Here is a 16,119-nt window from a genome sequence, read left to right on the forward strand (position 1 = left end):
GATAGGTCCATATTGATCATAGATACTCCCGCCAGCCGCTTTATCCGATCAGAATTTGAACGTCGTTTCCACGCCGTAGGTGGCCGGCTGGCCAACATAGGCGGCAGTTATGCCCAATGTCCGATAGAGGTCAGGGAAGCGCCGTAGCAGATACTTCTTGTTCGTGATGTTGCGGCCGTACACAGCGACTTCAACGTTGGGATTTTCAAGCTGAAAGGCGATACGCCCGTTGAAAATGCCATATCCAGGCACACGACCAAAGCGGTTTTCCGTTTCATAGGCGGCCTTGGTCGCAGCCGACGCCTGATCCGCCGCCCTGACGGCGTCGAAATGCTGAGCACCAACATAGGAATAGGCGCCAGTGACAGCAAGCGTGCCACCTCCCAGCGGAATCTTCTGCGTGGCGCTCACATTGAGCTGCTTCTTGGGCAATTGCAGCAGCGGCAAACCGCTCAAGTCAACCACGCAGCCATTGACAACCCCGGAGCTGTTCGTGCAGCCGCTTCCAGCCACTACCTGAATCTCGCTGAAGCTGCCCTTCACATATTTACCGTCTTGCAGCGAGCCGTTGACGCTGAGCGTCATGCCTTCCCAGGGTACTGCCGTGATTTCATTTTCCATACCCCAGATACGGACCTTGCCGTTGTTCTGAATATATTGAGTGACGCCGATGCCGGTGACGAAGCTATTGACGATCGCCTGATTGTCATCCTTCCACGTGTGGAAGACCGCAGTGTTAAAGCGCAAGCGGCGGTCGAAGAGATCGACCTTCAGGCCGGCTTCGACATCTTTCACCTTTTCGGGAGCGAATGCAGGCAGACCCCCTGCCCGCAAGTTCCAGCCGCCGGCCTTGGCCGCGCCACGGGTCGCGAGATAAAGGAAGAGATTGTCGTTGGCCTGCCAGTCCAGACCCAGGTTCCAGGCCGGATAATTGAATTTGGCATTCTGTACCTGATTACAGGTCGTGGCCGTGACCGGAACTGTCGGAGTAACCGTACAGTTTATACCAGTCGGTGTTCCCGCCACAGCGACATTATATGGCAGACCATATACTTGCGCATTATGCAGCACGCTGTTGCGGGTATCCCAAGTATAGCGGAATCCACCGACGGCCCGCAACTTTGGCGTCAATTCATAATAGGCTTGAGCAAACAGGCCAAAAGTTTTGTTGGTGACATCGGCGTTAGAATCACGGATCAGCCCGCCGAAAATCTGCGACCGACTGAACTCGTATCCGCTCTCCTTGCCGGCATAGGCGCCAGTGATGAAGCTGAGGCTGTCCGTAATATTACCAGAAAGCTGAAATTCCTGAGAAACATAATAGGAACCTGACCCCGCGAAGGTCGCCAATAGCGGGACGGCGGTGCCATCCGTATCGCTCTGGCCGTAGTTCATCGAATGACGATAGCCAGTGATGGACTTGAAGTTGAGGCCGCCCAGCTCGACGTTCAACGTACCGGAAAAACCATATACTTCCAGCGTATTGAATGGCTGCACACCATATAATGCCTGCGCTTGCGGCGTCAGCCTACCGATGCCTGCCGGGATCGATGTGCCAGTAGCGGTATTGCCCCACCAGTTCTCCCTGGTCAGCAGACCTGCGGTCAGCCCCGGCTGGAAAGCCGAGGGAACAATAGCCGGATTAAAAGCCCAAAGAGCGATCTGCTGACCATGATTGGACTGGCGGTTCCAGTCGCCCGAAAGGGTTAAATCCCAGCCATTTCCTTCATATTTGAGCTTTCCCCGAACGAACTTGCTGTTGTTATCGGAGAAATCGCGATTGGTAAGAAGATTTTCGCCATACCCGTCCCGATCAGTGATCGCGCCACTCAGACGTATCGCCAAGCCTTCCGCGAGTGGGATGTTGATATTGGCCTGGGCGCGCAAAGTGCTGTAATTGCCAAATTCCGCCTTGAACGTACCGCTGAGTTGATCATTCGGATCGTTAGTAACGATGTTGATCGCACCCCCAGTCGTGTTGCGACCGAACAAAGTACCCTGCGGTCCGCGTAGCACTTCAAGCCGCTGAACGTCCTGAATATCGGTCATGCCTGTCGACGGACGAGGAATGTAAATACCATCAATGTACGTGGCAACAGCTGGATCGTTGGCGAGGATCGGCTGGAGATTGCCCTGGCCGCGAATTGCGACGAAGACGATGCCGTCGCCGCCTGCCGAACCACGACCGATGACTAGCCCGGGCGCGGTGCGCTGAAGATCGACGACATTTTCGACCTTTGCAGTTGTGAGCGCTTCAGGCGTAAGCGCTGTTACAGCGATAGGCGTCGTCTGAAGACTTTCTTCGGTACGGCGCGCGGTGACCACGATATCCTGAATGCCTTCGGCCGCGCCCGATTGCGACTGCTGGGCATAGGCAGGCTGTGCCAATGCACCAATCAGCGCACCTGTGGCGATAGCACCCAAAGTGACGGCTTTGCTCATTTTTTTCCCTCCCATGACTTTATCCGGCTTCGATTTGTAAACGCAAAGCGCGTCTAGCTTGGAGATAATGCGCTCCATAGTGGTAGACTCCTGTTTGACTGTCCGGCGACAGAATTTGGCCGCCGATCGATATTTCGTACTTGCCGATCAATGGACCTGCGGCAGCTGGCAACGGAAATCCTTAGGTGTCTGGCCCGTCGCGGCACGGAAGGCAGCGGAAAAGGCCGAAGTGCTGCTGAAGCCGCACCGCCAACTGATTTCTTTGATCCGCGCGCCGTCGTTCCGCAGCAATTCCTTTGCCAAAGCGATGCGGCTGCGCGCGACAAATTCACCCAGACTGACACCGGTTCCGTCCCTGAACACGCGGGCGACATGGCGCACGCTCATGTTGCAGTCCCGCGCAATATCCGCGACGCCAAGGGGACCAGATAAATTGTCCATCACATAGTCGATAATGTTGCGCACCTGCCGCGCACCGCGTGATGTCGCGCTGCCAAGTTCCTTTGGGCACATGTGCCGGACGAGTTCGACTGCCAGCCCCATGAGCATAGATTTAACAAGTGTCTGACTTGCAAAGCCGGGCGCCCGCAGTTCCGCCGCCAGTCCAGCGAAAAGGCGGCGCATGGAGTTATTCTGGACATCGGCACACGGGTCCAGGCGCTTCAGCGGCTGCTCGCCGTCGAACAGTTCTTCCAGAAATTCGTCCCCAAGCGCTACACACACCAGATGCCGTTCCTGAAGCGCTGGTTCGCCGACATATTGGCGATGCGGCGGCATGTAGAGGATGTCACCCGAAGGGACACGCCGGTCGAGGCGGCCCATGCTGACCAGGCTGCGTCGCGGTTGCCCGTCGAGCGAATAATCCAGATAATGTTTCTCAGGACTGAAGACGCCGCTGCTGGGCAAAACCCAATCGAAGTGACGCAAATCCACTCGGGCATCGCGAACGGTTGCTACCGCTTCGATGTAGAAATTCTTGACCCCGAACCTGTCCTGGCCGGTCCAATCGCTCTCCGGACGAAACATCGCCACCTCTGCCTGTTTCTCTTCTCTTCCCGCAACACATAGACGCAGCATCCACTTTTGCTTCTATCTTCGGATAGGTGGTGAGGGCGCGTCGAGGCGGCACATCTATTAGCCGTAGTCGATAGAATCTGGCGGAGGGCGGCATGGAGAAACTATGCTCAGCGTTTCTCACGCCTATCAGCCTGATATCCAAAAACAGGAGGCGCTCAATGTCCATCGCACCGCTCTCGCAACAGCGGGCGCCATGAAAGCGCTGTCGGCAAAACCCGCCGCCGCTAGCCTTTATCCCTGGTATGTCCTGGGCATATTGACGTTGGCGCAGACCTGCCACGGCATCGATCGTGCCATCATTGGACTGGTGCTGGCACCGGTCGGGCGTGAATTTGCCTTGTCCGATGGACAGCTCGGGATATTGGCGGGCTTCGCATATGGCATATTTTTCGCTCTTGCCGCCCTGCCGTTCGGCATAGCGGTCGACAACTGGAATCGTCGCAACCTCATGGCTGCGGCACTTACCCTGTGGAGCGGCGCGACCGCACTGTGCAGCCTGGCAACCGGATTTTGGACATTGCTTGTGGGCCGTGCAGCGGTAGGGACGGCCGAAGCAGGCGGTTCACCGACCGGCATGTCGTTGCTAAGCGACTATTTCGGCGAGAACCAACGCGCAACCGCCATCGGAATCTGGTATTTGAGTTCAGGTATCGGCTTGGCGATCGCCTTTGTCGTGGGTGGTGCGATCGTGCAGAGCGCCGGATGGCGCTGGGCATTTGTGGCCGCCGGCCTACCAGGACTGGTGCTGGCGCCATTGCTGCTGCTCACCGTCCGGGAACCTTTGCGCGGCGCGCAGGACGGGCTGGCTCCGGTGCAAGGAGAAACATTGAGACTTGTTCAGCGTATCCGCCTGCTCGCAGTGCGACCCGGGTTGCTTTACTGCATCTTTGCCATCGTCCTGATCGCAGCGGGGATTTACGGCATGAGCACCTGGCTCACCACTTTCCTGATCCGGGTCCACGGCATGCCGATCGCGAGAGCGGGTCTCCTCATCGCGATTGCCTATGGCGGCCTCGGCTCGCTGGGCGGATTTCTTGCGGGCTGGGTGATCGACCTCATCAACCGGCGCCGAGGCGGCTTCGATCCAGCGCGCACATCCCTGTTCGGCGCGGTGATCCCCTTGCTGACGGCAGTGACCGGCGTCGGCACCGTGCTGTTCCGGGATATTGATCTAATGCTGGCGCTGCTGATGGCCTGCGGTTTCCTCAGCGCTTCCTATAACGGCCCGATCTACGCCGTCATCGTGACAATCGCGGGGCCGCGCCTGCGGGGCCTTGCGGTATCTCTGGTGCAATTGGGGGCAAACCTGATCGGCGTGGGCGCCGGCACTTATCTGATCGGCGCCGTCAGTGACTTTGTCGGGGGGACGGCGGGTGTCGCCTGGGGGATCGGCACCGCCATGCTGTTCACCTTTGCCGGCGGATTATTGCTGCTGCTGGCGTCGCGCGCGATCCGCCATGCCCAAAATAGCGGCGAAGCATAAGAAAAAGGACGGCCTGGCTTTTCAACCAGACCGCCCTTCGTCATGCACGCCCCGTCATTTGGATGCGGTGTTGCGCTCCTTGCGCCGCGCCTTGGCGGCTTCGATCCCCCGGAACACGGTAGTCGTGTTGCCCGCCCCGGCGTAGAACAATATGAAGAGCGGCAGGAAGTCCAACTCCTCATCGGTAAATTCGTTATTGATGAGGGCGCCGTTCATCTGGATCTCGACCAGATCGGCGCGTCCCAGCATGGCGGTCGCGCCCAGCACCAGCAGGCGCTTCTCCCGCATCGAGAAGATATCACTGGCCCACAGATTGGCGAATTGGTTGCCGACGATTTCCTGGTTGAAGGAAGATTCCCGATACGGACGGGTCATGTCCGAGGACCCGGGCCCGTAGACCCTATCGAACACTTCGAGGCCCTTTTGCCACTGCGCTTCTTCGATGCTCATGCCTTTTCTCCCATCACATTTTCAAGGCCGACGACCGCGCGATCGGTCCGGCGGGTCAGTTCGACCAATGGCAATGCGACGCCATAGCCCCGCCCAAGATCGATCGCCGCCTCCAGGTCCTTAACCATCAGCCCGCGCGTATATTCGCGCACTGCCGCTTCCTGTTCACTGGCTGAGGGATCGTCGCGCACAGCCAGCATCAACGGTCCCCCCACGCTGTCGGAGCTGGCGTCGATCACTTGCGCAAGTTGGCGGACATCCACCCCTGCATTTCGGCACAACACGGTCGCTTCGTAACCGGCGCGCAAACAGCCAAAGACGATGACATTGCGGGCTATCTTCGCCGCCATTCCCGCGCCGGGCCCACCCATATGCGCCACCAGCTTGGCAAAGCCGTCCAGCACTGGGCGCACATTCCCGATGGCTTCGTCCGTGCCGCCAACTAGGCAGACGAGGCCATGTTCACGGGCCTTTGGACCACCGGTGACACCGCAATCGACCAACTCCACGCCCGCCGCGTCTGTCAGGGCGCGTATGGCGTTCAGATCATCGATCGAGACGGTCGCGACCAGCACCACAATCATGTTGGGGCGCGCGCGCGATAGAACGCCGTCCGGGCCCGACAGCACCTCAATCGTCTGCTTTGCGTTGACGACGGCGATGATCACGACGTCGGACTGCGCAGCCAGTTCCGCGGGACTGGCGACGACGGGCGGCACCCCTTCCAGCGTCTCGGCAGCATCGGTGCGAATGTCATAGACCGCCGCCAATTGATTCGTCCGCGCGAGGCATATGGCGACACCCGCGCCGATCTGCCCCAAGCCAATAACTCCTGCTCTTCCCATCCTCATTATCCTTTCTGCCGCCTGTCCGCGGTCCTGCCATCGCCAGGCCGGAAGGTTGGCATAGCGCGGACGGAGGCGTCATCCCGTTTTACGCAGCGTGGCCGAACCTCGACAGCTTTACGGTCCCTCACGACGCATTTACCTCCAGCGGTAGATTTTTGGCGGCAAAGCAATAATGGACAACTGCGATCAAGAGCACGGATGCAGATAACTGCATGCTGAGTTGCAGACCGCCCGCCGCTGCCGAAAGACAGGCCGCAGGTTGCGGGGCTTTGCCGGAAACAAGGCAGTCGGCGGCATATTCGCCCCTGTAGAGAAAAACAGCCAAGCGGTCGCTGAGATAGCCCAGCACCACAGACCCTATTCCGAGCCCGGCCACCGTTTGCCCGAAGGAATGAAGGGCGGCGGCGGACGCGCGCATGCGCGGCTCAACCAGCGACTGCGTAATGGTCATGATGGCGGGTGTGAAGGCGTAGAGGAAGGTCGTGGCAACGAACAGAAAGGCGACGAGCCATCGCCAGTCCGATTGATGGATGGCAAGCAGATAGAAGGGCAGAGCCAGTGCCACCGCGATCGCGGGCGCCCATCCGCCCCAACGTATGTCACGCCGGATCAGACGTCCGATCAGATAACCGCCGCTGACCTGACCGACCATCGTCGCAAGACTGAAGGACAGCGCAAAGACCAGGCCTGCCTGAGCAAGTGGCAGGTCGAAACGGCGGACTAGCAAGGGAATCAGAAACAAGTTGGTGCCGAACCCGACCAGTCCGACAAAACCGCTGCCAAAGGTCAGATGCAGGAAGGCGGGCGAGTGAGCGAGTCGGCGCAATACCTTGACGAAGGGCGGCGTATCACTCCTGTGCCCCGCATCTTTCCGATCGGGCTCGGGAATCGTCGCGATCAACAGCAGCGCGAGCAATAGACCGGGTGCGCCGACTGCCACGAGCGCGATCCGCCAACCGAATGTCTGCGCTACCGCACCACCGGCGATCGCCGCGATTGCGCCGCCCAGCGGCACTCCTAACGCGATAAGCGAAAAGACAACCGCGCGGCGGCCGGCATCGAAACGGTCGGAGATCATCGAGACGAGCGCCGGCGTGAAGCCCGCTTCTCCCACCCCCACCCCCATGCGGCACAGCAACAGTTGCACATAACTGCCCGCCGCCCCCGACATCGCCGTCATCAGGGACCAAAGCATTGTCACGACGGCGATAATCCGAACACGGCTGTACCGCTCGGCCAACCGCGCCAGCGGAATACCCAGCACGGCATAAAAGAACGAAAAGGCCAGTCCCCCGAGCATGCCCAGTTGAAGATCGCTCAGGTGCAGATCGTGGCGAATCGCCTCGCCGACCACAGCGATGATTGAGCGATCGATGAAATTGAACATGTAGATCGTGCCCAGAAGCAGCAAGAACCACCTATCGCGCGCCGCAAACCCTCCACCGTCTTTCATCGCCTCTCCCATTGCTGCCCGGGCGCTACTTTCATGCATTCGATACAGATAGAACAAATTCTTTTCCATGTGTATCAGTTTTCTCTTGAAACGATCCTTCGGCTGCGCCAACAGGCCACCATCTACGACAATGGGATTTTCAGCATATGAAAACGACGATCATCGCCCTCACGGCCTTCAGCTTGTCCGCGCCCGCCTTTGCCCAGGCTCCCGCAGTGGGTCGCAACGAGGCGATCTACTCCTCTGATGGTATCAAGATCGGCAAGGTCGATCGTGTACTGACTGCTGCTGACGGCGCCGTGACCGCCATCCGCGTCATCTATCGCGGGAAGTTCATCACCATCCCCGCTACGACGCTCAGCTCGAGCGAGAAGGGCGTGACAACTAGCCTGTCGAATGCCGAGCTTAAGAAATTGTAATTGGTATGTCCCACGGTTGTTTCATCCGTGGGACAGCCCCGCCACCTTTTTTTCCTACTTCAGGTAGCGAGTTCGGCCATGGTCCGAATGGGGCGGCTGACCCCGTCCCAAGCACCATGTGCTGCTTGCATCTGTTCCAGAGACATTTCCATCGCGGCGGAAATCTCCATCAGTTCGACGTAGCCGCCATTGCCTTCGCGGGTGTCAAACAGCGCAAACCTTTCGCCCGAGGGCATCATGCCGCTGAACGCCATGGCATAGCCTTCGGCCGACAGACGCGCCACACCCTCGTCATAGGGAATGCGCAGCATGACATGATGATAGCCGTCGCCATGACGGTCGAGCATTTCGGTGAACACGGAAGCCCCGTCATTCGTCTGCTGGAGCAGCTCGATCAGCAGTCCGCCGGAAAAGCCGAACGCGACCTTCATCGCCACCTGCGTCGGCTCGCCACGATAGATCTGGCCCGGCAGCACGGGCACGTCGAATACGAAAAACGGCCCCGCGCCCATGACCCGCGTCCAGTGATCCAATGCGCGGTCGATGTCATGCACCACCTGACACAATTCCAGTATCGAGCCTTTGGGCTGCATCATGCGTCTCCCCAAATCGCGGCATGGGTTCGCAAGCCATGCTGGCGCGCGCGGTCGCGCAATTGTTGCCCCCGCATGGCGAGATCGACCCTCGGAACCTGTGCATCCACTTCGCGATCGATAGCCGCCAGCTCGACGACCCGCACCTCGCGAATGAAGCGGGCGGGGTCGGCGCCTTCGGGCACGCCCTGCCAGCGCAGCAGCACCCAGCCTTCTTCCAGTCCCGCCGTATCGATCCAGTTGGCGATGCCCGGATCGAGGCCCGCCACCACATAGCTGATCGTGCCATCTGCGGCGGGCTTGACCTGCCCACTGTTGAGACTGACCATGCGAAGCATCGGATCGGGCGAGATCGTCCACGGGTCGGCAATCTGGATGCCGGTATAATAGCTGCCCGCCGGGTCGATGGTCAGAAGCAACCCCTGCCCTTCCCGCAGCGCAAAGCGTCCGCCGGCCAGATAACCCCAGCCACCATCGCGGCCATTGGGTCCAATCAGCCGATTGGGTTTGGGATGGCCGAGAAAATCATCCTTGAAACTCGACCAGAAGGCCACCCAGGCGGGCAGATCGGCGATAATGGCCCTGGCGACCTCGCTTTCGCTGCGCGGGCGCAGGCCCGACGGCGGGTCGAGGCGACGGACGCTGACCTGTGCCGGCCCCTGCCGCCAGTCGCGTTGACTGTCGCGGGTATAGACCTGGATCCGCGCACCCTGCTCGGTCCGCAGGTGGGTCGCACCGCCTTCCTGCGGGCCGACCGTCACCGTCACTCGCCGATCGGCATCACAATAAGGCAGAAGTTGTTGGAGCGTCAGCGCGCCCAGATTACGGCCCAAACCTGCATGATGCTCCGGTTCGACCTCGGCAACGATACTGAACTGCGGCGGATCGGCGGAAAAGCGGATGTCGACGGCATAGTGCCCGTCGCCGTCGACCGGAATTTCCCGGTTGAAATTGTCAGGATTGTCGATCGCCACCGCAGCGCCTGGATAGATGTGGCCGAACCAGCGCCGCGGGGCGTTGCTGATATTCCAGACGACCTTGGGATCGGCCGGATCCCCATTGGCTTCCCGCATGGCGAGTCCCAGCACCCACTGATCGAGCGCACGATCCAGCCCCAGCCGTCCGTCGAGCGTCGCCGCTAGCGGATCGGCTAGCAGCATGAGGCGAGCCTCCTCGCGCGCGGCGCGGATGTCGGCGCGTTCGATCAGGCGCAGCGCCAGCCGCTCCGCCGATGCCTGATCTTCGGTCCAGAGTGGGTTGGCGGTCATGAAATCGTCCCCACCCGGCCGCCTTCGGTGAAGATGGTGCTGCCGGTCGTGTAGCTGGAGCCGTCTCCGGCCAGCAATATGGCCGCGCCCACCGCCTCATCCGCGGCGCCGAACCGCTTGATCGCATTGCGTTCGGCCAGACCTAACCCTTTGTGGATATCGGCCTCCTGCCCGTCCGGACTCATGGATCCGACGCACAGGCAGTTGATGCGTGTGTGGGGAGCCTGCGTCTTGGCCAGTTCGCGGACCAGAAAGAGCAGCGCCGCTTTCGACACGCCATAAGCCACTGCCGGCGGAATCGGCGTGAAACCGCCGCAGCTCTGTACCGAAATGATGCTGCCCTTGCCATGTACCTTCATGTCGGCCTCGGTCAGTTCGGTCAGACGCCAGGTCGCCATGACATTGACGTCCATTGCCGTCTTCCAGACATCGTCCGTGTTCGCCCAAAGCCCGCCATCGGCGGCATAGACCACGCCAGCCGCCGCATTGTTGAAGACGATATGGATCGGGCCGAAGGCCTGGCGGGCACCCGCCACCAGCCGTTCAAGATCGGCCTTCTCGCCCGCGTCCGCCGCGATGGCGATCGCCCTGCCGCCGTCGGCCGCGTTGATCTCTGCGGCAATCCGATCGAGCCGGTCCTGCGAGCGGGCCGAGAGGACCACATTGGCGCCCAATTCGGCATAGGCCTTGGCGACATGTTCGCCCACGCCCGGCCCGACGCCGGTTAGGAGAGCGGTGCGCCCGTCGAGGCGGAAACGATGGAGAACGCTCATGTCATACTCCCGAATTCAGGGTCGCTCGGTCAAACAAGTGGCCGTAGCGCGCATAATAGCCGGCAAGCCGCTCATGCACTTCACGAGGATCGATGCCGAACTGTTCGGGACTGTGCTTGTGCTTGCCAAGGCGGCCGGCCGCGGGGTTATCTGCCAGAAAAGCGGCGATGCGCGCGCGATGCTCGTCGGTGAAGGGCAGTCCAAAGCGGTAGTAGATGCGCTGAATTGCCGCCGTAGGATCGGCCACGATATCGCGATGGGCAAGGTCGAGAATGCGCCCTTCGATCGTCGGATCGCTCGCCCGCGCTTCGGTCGCACGGGCCATCGCCGCGCACCAGGTGTCGACGACCGACCGGCCGATCGCCTTCAGGTCGTCTGCGCCGCCCACGGCCGCTAGGAAACCTGCAATCATACTCGACAGCGAAGAGAAGGTCAGCACCGGATCGCGATGCGTCCACACCAGCATCGCACCGGGGTAGGCTTCCACCAGACCGGGCAAGTCCATCAGATGCTGTGGCGATTTCAACGTCCAGCGGCCTTTGGGTCCTTTCCATTGATATTGCTGGAGCATCCGCTTGTGGGTACGATATTGTCCTTCCGGCACGCTGTCCTGCAACCAGCGGGCGAAATCGGGAACGCCCAGTTCCGCCGGAAAATTGGTGCTCGCGAAATGCAGCATCATGCCATGATTGCACTCGCCCGGCTGCGTGCAGTCCATCCGCTGGATATCAGCCAGTTGCGGCGCGTGCTTCAGCCAGTTCTCATAGATGGCCTGCACCTGCGCAATGCGCGGATCGCTGTCGAAGGTTGCTTCTTCCGGGGCAGGCCAAGGGATATACCATTCCCATTCGCGCGGCGCGCGGGTCGCCGGATCGAGGCAGAGCAGATCATAGGTGATGGTCGTCCCCGTGCGCGGCAGGCCGCAGACGATCAGCGGATCGCCCACATCCTGCGTCACAATGTCCGGGTGTCGCCTTTCATCTTCGGCAAAGCGCAGCCGGGTCGCGAGCAGACCGACAATCTTGTGATGCGCGGTTTCGCGCAGCTGGGCGGGCGGGTCCATCGCCTCGACCGCTTCGACCAACCTGTGGAAACCATCCATGAAGGACAGGTCTGGTCCGAAATCCGAGAGCCCGGTGGAGGCACGCGCCTCCGCAATCAACCTCTCCGCATTCAAAGGTGAACGCTCCGCGACACCCGCCTTCATCGAAACACCCCCGCCATCCGCTGGCTCATGGTTCACCCTCTCTTATATCTCTTTTTCACGCGGCCTAATTGATCGGAGTGATCGTCGGACGCCGCCGGCGCAAAACAGGGTCCTTAGGCGGCCTTGTCCTCCACTGGCGTCAGATTCTTCATGAAGGCCACGAAATCCGGCCCCAGTTCGGGGAGCGGCAAACCCAGCTTTTCAGCCAGGTAAAGGGTCATGAAATTGTCGTTGAGCGATTTGTTGGTCGCCGGGATGTTGCCGATGCCGACTTGCCGGTCAAACGCGCCGACGGCCACCAGCGCCATGCGCAGCGCGGCGACGATGTCATAATAGTCGAGATGCCGGGCCGTCTGTCCGCTCGCCGCTTCCCAGATGGCGATGGTTTCGTCCTTGCCGGGCAGGCCTTCCAGCCGGGTGATGCCGAAGCGACGGCCGAACAGATCGTCGAAATAGAGCCACCAGGCGAGATCCAGCTCCGCCGGTCCAAGCGCCGCGAGTTCCCAGTCGATCAGCGCGTTGACGCTTCCATCCGCCGCGAACATGACGTTCGACGGTGTGGGATCGCCCCACAGCACATTCACCCCCGCGTCGGCAGGCATGTTGGCGCGTACATAAGCCATGGCTGCGTCGACGATCGGCATGACACGGCCGCGTCCGGCCGCCTTGTGCCATGCCTCCAGCGCGCCGACATATTGATCGAGACCTGGCTGCCCATTTTCCGGCTGGGCGAGAAATTCAAAGCCGTCGCGCCAGTCGATGGTCGCCAGAACTCGCAAAGGCGGTGATGGCATTAGCGAAGGTTTGCCGCCGCTGCTCCGGGGTCATGTCGACCAGCCAGCCTTCCAGATTATAATTTGGCTTCTGCTTGGCGCATTCGCCTTCCACCTTGCCCATTACGAGGAAGGGCAGGCCGAGAATATCGGGATCGAGATTCATGCCGATCCACGGCGGCACCGGCAGATCACCACGTGCGTCAAGCGCCGCCATCATTTTGCCCTGAAGTGAGAGGCTGCTGCCGAACACCACTTCCAGATCCATTGGCTGACGGCGGACCACCAAGGTCTGGCTCTGCGACCCGCCGGTATCGACATAATCGACATCGACAAAGAAGATGTCCGCCGAAAAGCCTGCGCCCAGCGTGACTTCGAGCGGGCGAACCCGGATTTCGCGCCACTCAGGCTTTTCGCGCTCCAGCCAGCTCTGCAGCTGGACGGTGATACGATCGGGCGTCAGCAATTCCATGATCAAAGACCCTTAGCAGCCAACGCGCGCTTTAATTCGGTGGTGAGCGGCCCCATATCCTTGGGCGATGAGCCGTGGAGTAGAATTTCGTCGGCACCCGCGTCTAGGAATGCCATCAGCTGATCGGCGCACTGGGCCGCGGTTCCCACCGCAGCGCCTTCATCCAGCCATTGCTGCGGGATGAGGCGGCTGACATCGACCAGCTCCTGCCGCGTATAGGCTTGATCAGCCGGTTTTCCATTGAGGCCCGCAATCTTTGGATGGGCGCGGATATTCTCCAGCACTTTCTTGTCCCAGCCGTTGATGTCAACAATCAGGTCGCCAAAGCCGGGTAGTTCAAAATAGGTGATGGCGCGGCCGCCGACGACAGCCTCCTCCTCGTCTTTGGGCAGATCGGGGGCAACGATGATATTGTGGTAGATGCGCACGGACATGGGATCGCGCCCGGCCTTTTCCGCGGCGTTTCGGACGATCTTCGCGCTGTTCTGCACCCCCTGCGCCGACACGAACGGATGCAGCAGCACGCCGTCGCAATGCTTGCCAGCGAACTCCAGGCTTTTGGGACCGATCGCCGTGAATATGATGGGCGGCGGCGTGCCGCCATGACGATCGGTCAGATTAATGGCGGGGAATTTGCCGAGCACGCCCTCATAATCGATCTTCTCGCCGGTCCAAAGGCGCCGGCAGATCGAGATCAGGTCTGCGAGTCGATCCATGGTGATCGGCGGTGAACCCAGCATCTTCATATAGGCCGGAACAGCCCGCGCGAACATCAGGCGGAACCGTTCCCCGCTCATTGCCTGCATCATGTCGGCTACGCTGGCAGTGACCAGCGGATGGCGCATCGTCGCATACATGGTGCCAGTGATCCGGATCTTCGAGGTAGCCTCGGCCACCGCGCCTGCCAATACCGCGGGTTCCTTGAGGGCATAGCGTTCGGAAATCCACACGCATCCAAGACCGATACGCTCCGCCTCCTTCGCTTCGTCGATCCCGCGACGCGGATCATTGACCCGCCCGGGGAGGATATAGGTACCGAACTTGTCAAATAGTGCGCGAGCGCCCGGTTCCACCGCTGCCGTCATTCCTCATGCCCTCTCAATTTATATCTCTGCATGCCGTTGGGAGGCCCCTTGGAAACCTGTCAAAAGGCAGGTTCGGGATGGACCTCAACGTAGAGGCGCGTGAGCTTGAGCGCGGCGATTTTCCACTGTCCGTTCTGGCGCACATAGCGTTCCGTATAATGGCCGAAACCGGTGATCGACTGACCGCCGGGGATTGGACATTTGCCCGGCGCCCAGACCACCCGATCCTGCATCGCCGTGATAACGTCAGCCTCATCGCCGCGCAGGTTGATTTCCGACGAGTGGATCTGATGGGCTGAGCGCGCCTCGATGACGGCGGACCGCACCTGTTCCAATATGGCGGCGTGCCCGCTCATCGGGGCACTGCCGGTATCTTCCTCCACATCCATCACTGCATCGGGTGTGAACAAAGAGAGAAAGCCGTCCCAGTCCTTCGTGTCAAGAAAGCGGCAATAGCGCGCCTTCACATTTCGGATCGCCTCATAGTCGAGCAGCATGGCCAGTTCGTCGCTCATTGCTTCCCCCATCACCAAATGATGCGCGTGTGCGCGCGGAGCGTGCGTTCGCGGATCGCTTCCGCGCGCGCATCCGGCGTCACCAGCACGGTGTCGGCAGGCAGATGGCTGCGCACTTCTGCCCACTTGACTTTCTTCATCGTCGGCGTGGGCCGCTCGTCGGTGTTGAACCAGCGCCCCTGTACCGCGCCGCTGGCGTAGCCCGATGTGTCGAGCCAGTTGTGAACGCCCGGATCGCGTGCGGAAATGACCGCACGAAAATAGCCGTCGCCATCCACCACAGCCTGAGCTGCATTGAGGCTGGACTGATTGTGATACCAGTCGGTCGTCTCATAGAGTTCGTTGGTCAGGATCAAAGACCAATAGTCGACCTCCTTAGGAATCTGCACTTCGGTTATCAGCGCTTCGTCATCGGTCAGATCATAGGCACCTTCATAATAGGATTGCCGAGCAAGACCCGTCATCTGAGAAAAGTCGACGACCTTCAGCGTGTTGATCAGCCCCTCATCACGCAGCTTTTGGACTTTGTCGGGAAAGGCGAGCGCACAGACCGTTGCAGTTTCCGGAATCTCGGCAAAACGATGCGCCAGTTGCGCCAGCGTGGGGCGTCCCTTGGAGGCGCAAGCTGCATCCAGACGCACGATGCCGAAGCGCGGCTCGCGCTCGACACCCCAGTCGCAAGCGACGATCCGGACCATCAGCTTCTCGGTCGCGGGTTTCAGTTCCCACCAGTCGCCATCATAGCCAGCGGGACGGGTTGGTGAGAGGATGACATCGAAGGTACCGTCGGCAGCGATACGCAGCTCATCGAAATCATTAGCATCCTGCGCGGGATGATGCTGGCCGGTGCGCAGCGTGTCGGGCCCAAGTTGGGCCAGGATCATCATCCGCGTTGTGCCCCGATCCCCCCGGATGCGATAAGTGCCGCCCTTCTCGATCAACGCCGCCTTGTAGATCGTGTCCGCATTAGGCTGAAAGATGTTCTGGCAGATGTTGAGTTCGGGCACAAAGATCGGATGACTGCGATCATGCATGATCGCGTCGTTGGTGGTCCGCAGCACGCCTGACAGCAGTAGGCGCAACGATTCCTGCATAACCTGTGGATTGCCGCGAAGCCTTTCCGGGATACTGTCGCGCATCAACTGGCCCAAGGGACGAAGCTGGTCGAGCAGGTCTTCCCATTCGAAAATGCCCTTGTTGCTCATCTTATTCTCCACCATTTTGTTCCGATTTTCGGCCAATGCCCCGCCGGCCCTCCCCG

At 60.4% G+C, this 16,119-nt stretch carries 16 protein-coding genes and 1 pseudogene; 2 read left to right on the forward strand and 15 right to left on the reverse strand.

The window, feature by feature from the left end; all coding sequences use genetic code 11:
* Window positions 1-48: 48 nt before the first annotated feature.
* On the reverse strand, window positions 49-2,520 hold the full coding sequence (locus ACWNC0_RS15135) for a TonB-dependent receptor (RefSeq protein ID WP_449472729.1): 2,472 nt from the start codon (window positions 2,518-2,520) through the stop codon (window positions 49-51).
* Window positions 2,521-2,589: 69 nt separating this feature from the next.
* Window positions 2,590-3,519: a helix-turn-helix domain-containing protein gene (locus ACWNC0_RS15140; RefSeq protein WP_449472731.1), complete on the reverse strand. Its 930-nt coding sequence runs from the start codon at window positions 3,517-3,519 to the stop codon at window positions 2,590-2,592.
* A gap of 103 nt (window positions 3,520-3,622) precedes the next feature.
* Here ACWNC0_RS15140 and ACWNC0_RS15145 point away from each other — a divergent pair, with 103 nt between their 5' ends.
* The gene (locus ACWNC0_RS15145) at window positions 3,623-5,002 is read left to right on the forward strand and encodes an MFS transporter (protein WP_449472732.1); all 1,380 of its coding nucleotides are present in this window, start codon (window positions 3,623-3,625) and stop codon (window positions 5,000-5,002) included.
* A 54-nt stretch (window positions 5,003-5,056) separates the two neighbouring features.
* On the opposite strand, the gene ACWNC0_RS15150 is transcribed toward ACWNC0_RS15145, so the two are convergent.
* The 4 genes and pseudogenes from ACWNC0_RS15150 to ACWNC0_RS15165 form a co-directional block, all read right to left on the reverse strand.
* Window positions 5,057-5,452 carry a carboxymuconolactone decarboxylase family protein gene (locus tag ACWNC0_RS15150; protein WP_449472734.1) on the reverse strand — a complete coding sequence of 132 codons (396 nt, stop codon included), beginning with the start codon at window positions 5,450-5,452 and terminating at the stop codon, window positions 5,057-5,059.
* On the reverse strand, window positions 5,449-5,823 hold the full coding sequence (locus ACWNC0_RS15155) for an NAD-binding protein (RefSeq protein WP_449474632.1): 375 nt from the start codon (window positions 5,821-5,823) through the stop codon (window positions 5,449-5,451). The genes ACWNC0_RS15150 and ACWNC0_RS15155 overlap by 4 nt, the downstream gene beginning before the upstream one ends.
* 6 nt (window positions 5,824-5,829) lie before the next feature.
* Window positions 5,830-6,333: pseudogene (locus ACWNC0_RS15160) on the reverse strand (NAD(P)-binding domain-containing protein); the annotation flags it as partial.
* A gap of 91 nt (window positions 6,334-6,424) precedes the next feature.
* Window positions 6,425-7,864: a spinster family MFS transporter gene (locus tag ACWNC0_RS15165; RefSeq protein ID WP_449472736.1), complete on the reverse strand. Its 1,440-nt coding sequence runs from the start codon at window positions 7,862-7,864 to the stop codon at window positions 6,425-6,427.
* Window positions 7,865-7,899: 35 nt separating this feature from the next.
* On the opposite strand from ACWNC0_RS15165, the gene ACWNC0_RS15170 reads away from it, so the two are divergent.
* Window positions 7,900-8,172 carry a hypothetical protein gene (locus ACWNC0_RS15170; RefSeq protein ID WP_449472738.1) on the forward strand — a complete coding sequence of 91 codons (273 nt, stop codon included), beginning with the start codon at window positions 7,900-7,902 and terminating at the stop codon, window positions 8,170-8,172.
* A gap of 59 nt (window positions 8,173-8,231) precedes the next feature.
* On the opposite strand, the gene ACWNC0_RS15175 is transcribed toward ACWNC0_RS15170, so the two are convergent.
* The 9 genes from ACWNC0_RS15175 to ACWNC0_RS15215 form a co-directional block, all read right to left on the reverse strand.
* Entirely contained in the window at window positions 8,232-8,768 is a 537-nt protein-coding gene (locus ACWNC0_RS15175; protein ID WP_449472740.1) for a VOC family protein, read from the reverse strand.
* A complete protein-coding gene (locus ACWNC0_RS15180) occupies window positions 8,765-10,033 on the reverse strand; it encodes a hypothetical protein (RefSeq protein WP_449472742.1) in 1,269 nt (422 codons plus the stop codon). Before ACWNC0_RS15180 ends, ACWNC0_RS15175 begins: the two co-directional genes overlap by 4 nt.
* A complete protein-coding gene (locus ACWNC0_RS15185) occupies window positions 10,030-10,806 on the reverse strand; it encodes an SDR family NAD(P)-dependent oxidoreductase (RefSeq protein ID WP_449472743.1) in 777 nt (258 codons plus the stop codon). Before ACWNC0_RS15185 ends, ACWNC0_RS15180 begins: the two co-directional genes overlap by 4 nt.
* 1 nt (window position 10,807) lies before the next feature.
* On the reverse strand, window positions 10,808-12,049 hold the full coding sequence (locus tag ACWNC0_RS15190; RefSeq protein WP_449472745.1) for a sulfotransferase family protein: 1,242 nt from the start codon (window positions 12,047-12,049) through the stop codon (window positions 10,808-10,810).
* A gap of 77 nt (window positions 12,050-12,126) precedes the next feature.
* Entirely contained in the window at window positions 12,127-12,807 is a 681-nt protein-coding gene (locus ACWNC0_RS15195; RefSeq protein ID WP_449472747.1) for a phosphotransferase, read from the reverse strand.
* Window positions 12,752-13,258, reverse strand: coding sequence for a hypothetical protein (locus ACWNC0_RS15200; protein ID WP_449472749.1), 507 nt, complete (start codon window positions 13,256-13,258; stop codon window positions 12,752-12,754). Before ACWNC0_RS15200 ends, ACWNC0_RS15195 begins: the two co-directional genes overlap by 56 nt.
* A 2-nt stretch (window positions 13,259-13,260) precedes the next feature.
* Window positions 13,261-14,343, reverse strand: a complete 1,083-nt coding sequence (locus ACWNC0_RS15205; protein ID WP_449472751.1) for a TIGR03857 family LLM class F420-dependent oxidoreductase — start codon at window positions 14,341-14,343, stop codon at window positions 13,261-13,263.
* A gap of 59 nt (window positions 14,344-14,402) precedes the next feature.
* Window positions 14,403-14,858 (reverse strand): nuclear transport factor 2 family protein, encoded by a 456-nt coding sequence (locus ACWNC0_RS15210; RefSeq protein ID WP_449472753.1) that lies wholly within the window; start codon window positions 14,856-14,858, stop codon window positions 14,403-14,405.
* Window positions 14,859-14,869: 11 nt separating this feature from the next.
* A complete protein-coding gene (locus ACWNC0_RS15215) occupies window positions 14,870-16,063 on the reverse strand; it encodes a DUF1214 domain-containing protein (protein ID WP_449472755.1) in 1,194 nt (397 codons plus the stop codon).
* Between the last annotated feature and the right edge of the window lie 56 nt (window positions 16,064-16,119).

It is taken from the genome of Sphingobium chungangianum, assembly GCF_977014255.1.

What these genes read in the sequence shown, in the direction of transcription:
- ACWNC0_RS15215 (WP_449472755.1), bottom strand. Translation starts at nt 16,063, where the DNA reads ATGAGCAACAAGGGCATTTTCGAATGGGAAGACCTGCTCGACCAGCTT.
- ACWNC0_RS15200 (WP_449472749.1), bottom strand. Translation starts at nt 13,258, where the DNA reads ATGGAATTGCTGACGCCCGATCGTATCACCGTCCAGCTGCAGAGCTGG.
- ACWNC0_RS15185 (WP_449472743.1), bottom strand. Translation starts at nt 10,806, where the DNA reads ATGAGCGTTCTCCATCGTTTCCGCCTCGACGGGCGCACCGCTCTCCTA.
- ACWNC0_RS15145 (WP_449472732.1), top strand. Translation starts at nt 3,623, where the DNA reads ATGCTCAGCGTTTCTCACGCCTATCAGCCTGATATCCAAAAACAGGAG.
- ACWNC0_RS15210 (WP_449472753.1), bottom strand. Translation starts at nt 14,858, where the DNA reads ATGAGCGACGAACTGGCCATGCTGCTCGACTATGAGGCGATCCGAAAT.
- ACWNC0_RS15170 (WP_449472738.1), top strand. Translation starts at nt 7,900, where the DNA reads ATGAAAACGACGATCATCGCCCTCACGGCCTTCAGCTTGTCCGCGCCC.
- ACWNC0_RS15150 (WP_449472734.1), bottom strand. Translation starts at nt 5,452, where the DNA reads ATGAGCATCGAAGAAGCGCAGTGGCAAAAGGGCCTCGAAGTGTTCGAT.
- ACWNC0_RS15140 (WP_449472731.1), bottom strand. Translation starts at nt 3,519, where the DNA reads ATGCTGCGTCTATGTGTTGCGGGAAGAGAAGAGAAACAGGCAGAGGTG.
- ACWNC0_RS15155 (WP_449474632.1), bottom strand. Translation starts at nt 5,823, where the DNA reads ATGGGTGGGCCCGGCGCGGGAATGGCGGCGAAGATAGCCCGCAATGTC.
- ACWNC0_RS15180 (WP_449472742.1), bottom strand. Translation starts at nt 10,033, where the DNA reads ATGACCGCCAACCCACTCTGGACCGAAGATCAGGCATCGGCGGAGCGG.
- ACWNC0_RS15195 (WP_449472747.1), bottom strand. Translation starts at nt 12,807, where the DNA reads ATGCCATCACCGCCTTTGCGAGTTCTGGCGACCATCGACTGGCGCGAC.
- ACWNC0_RS15175 (WP_449472740.1), bottom strand. Translation starts at nt 8,768, where the DNA reads ATGATGCAGCCCAAAGGCTCGATACTGGAATTGTGTCAGGTGGTGCAT.
- ACWNC0_RS15135 (WP_449472729.1), bottom strand. Translation starts at nt 2,520, where the DNA reads ATGGAGCGCATTATCTCCAAGCTAGACGCGCTTTGCGTTTACAAATCG.
- ACWNC0_RS15205 (WP_449472751.1), bottom strand. Translation starts at nt 14,343, where the DNA reads ATGACGGCAGCGGTGGAACCGGGCGCTCGCGCACTATTTGACAAGTTC.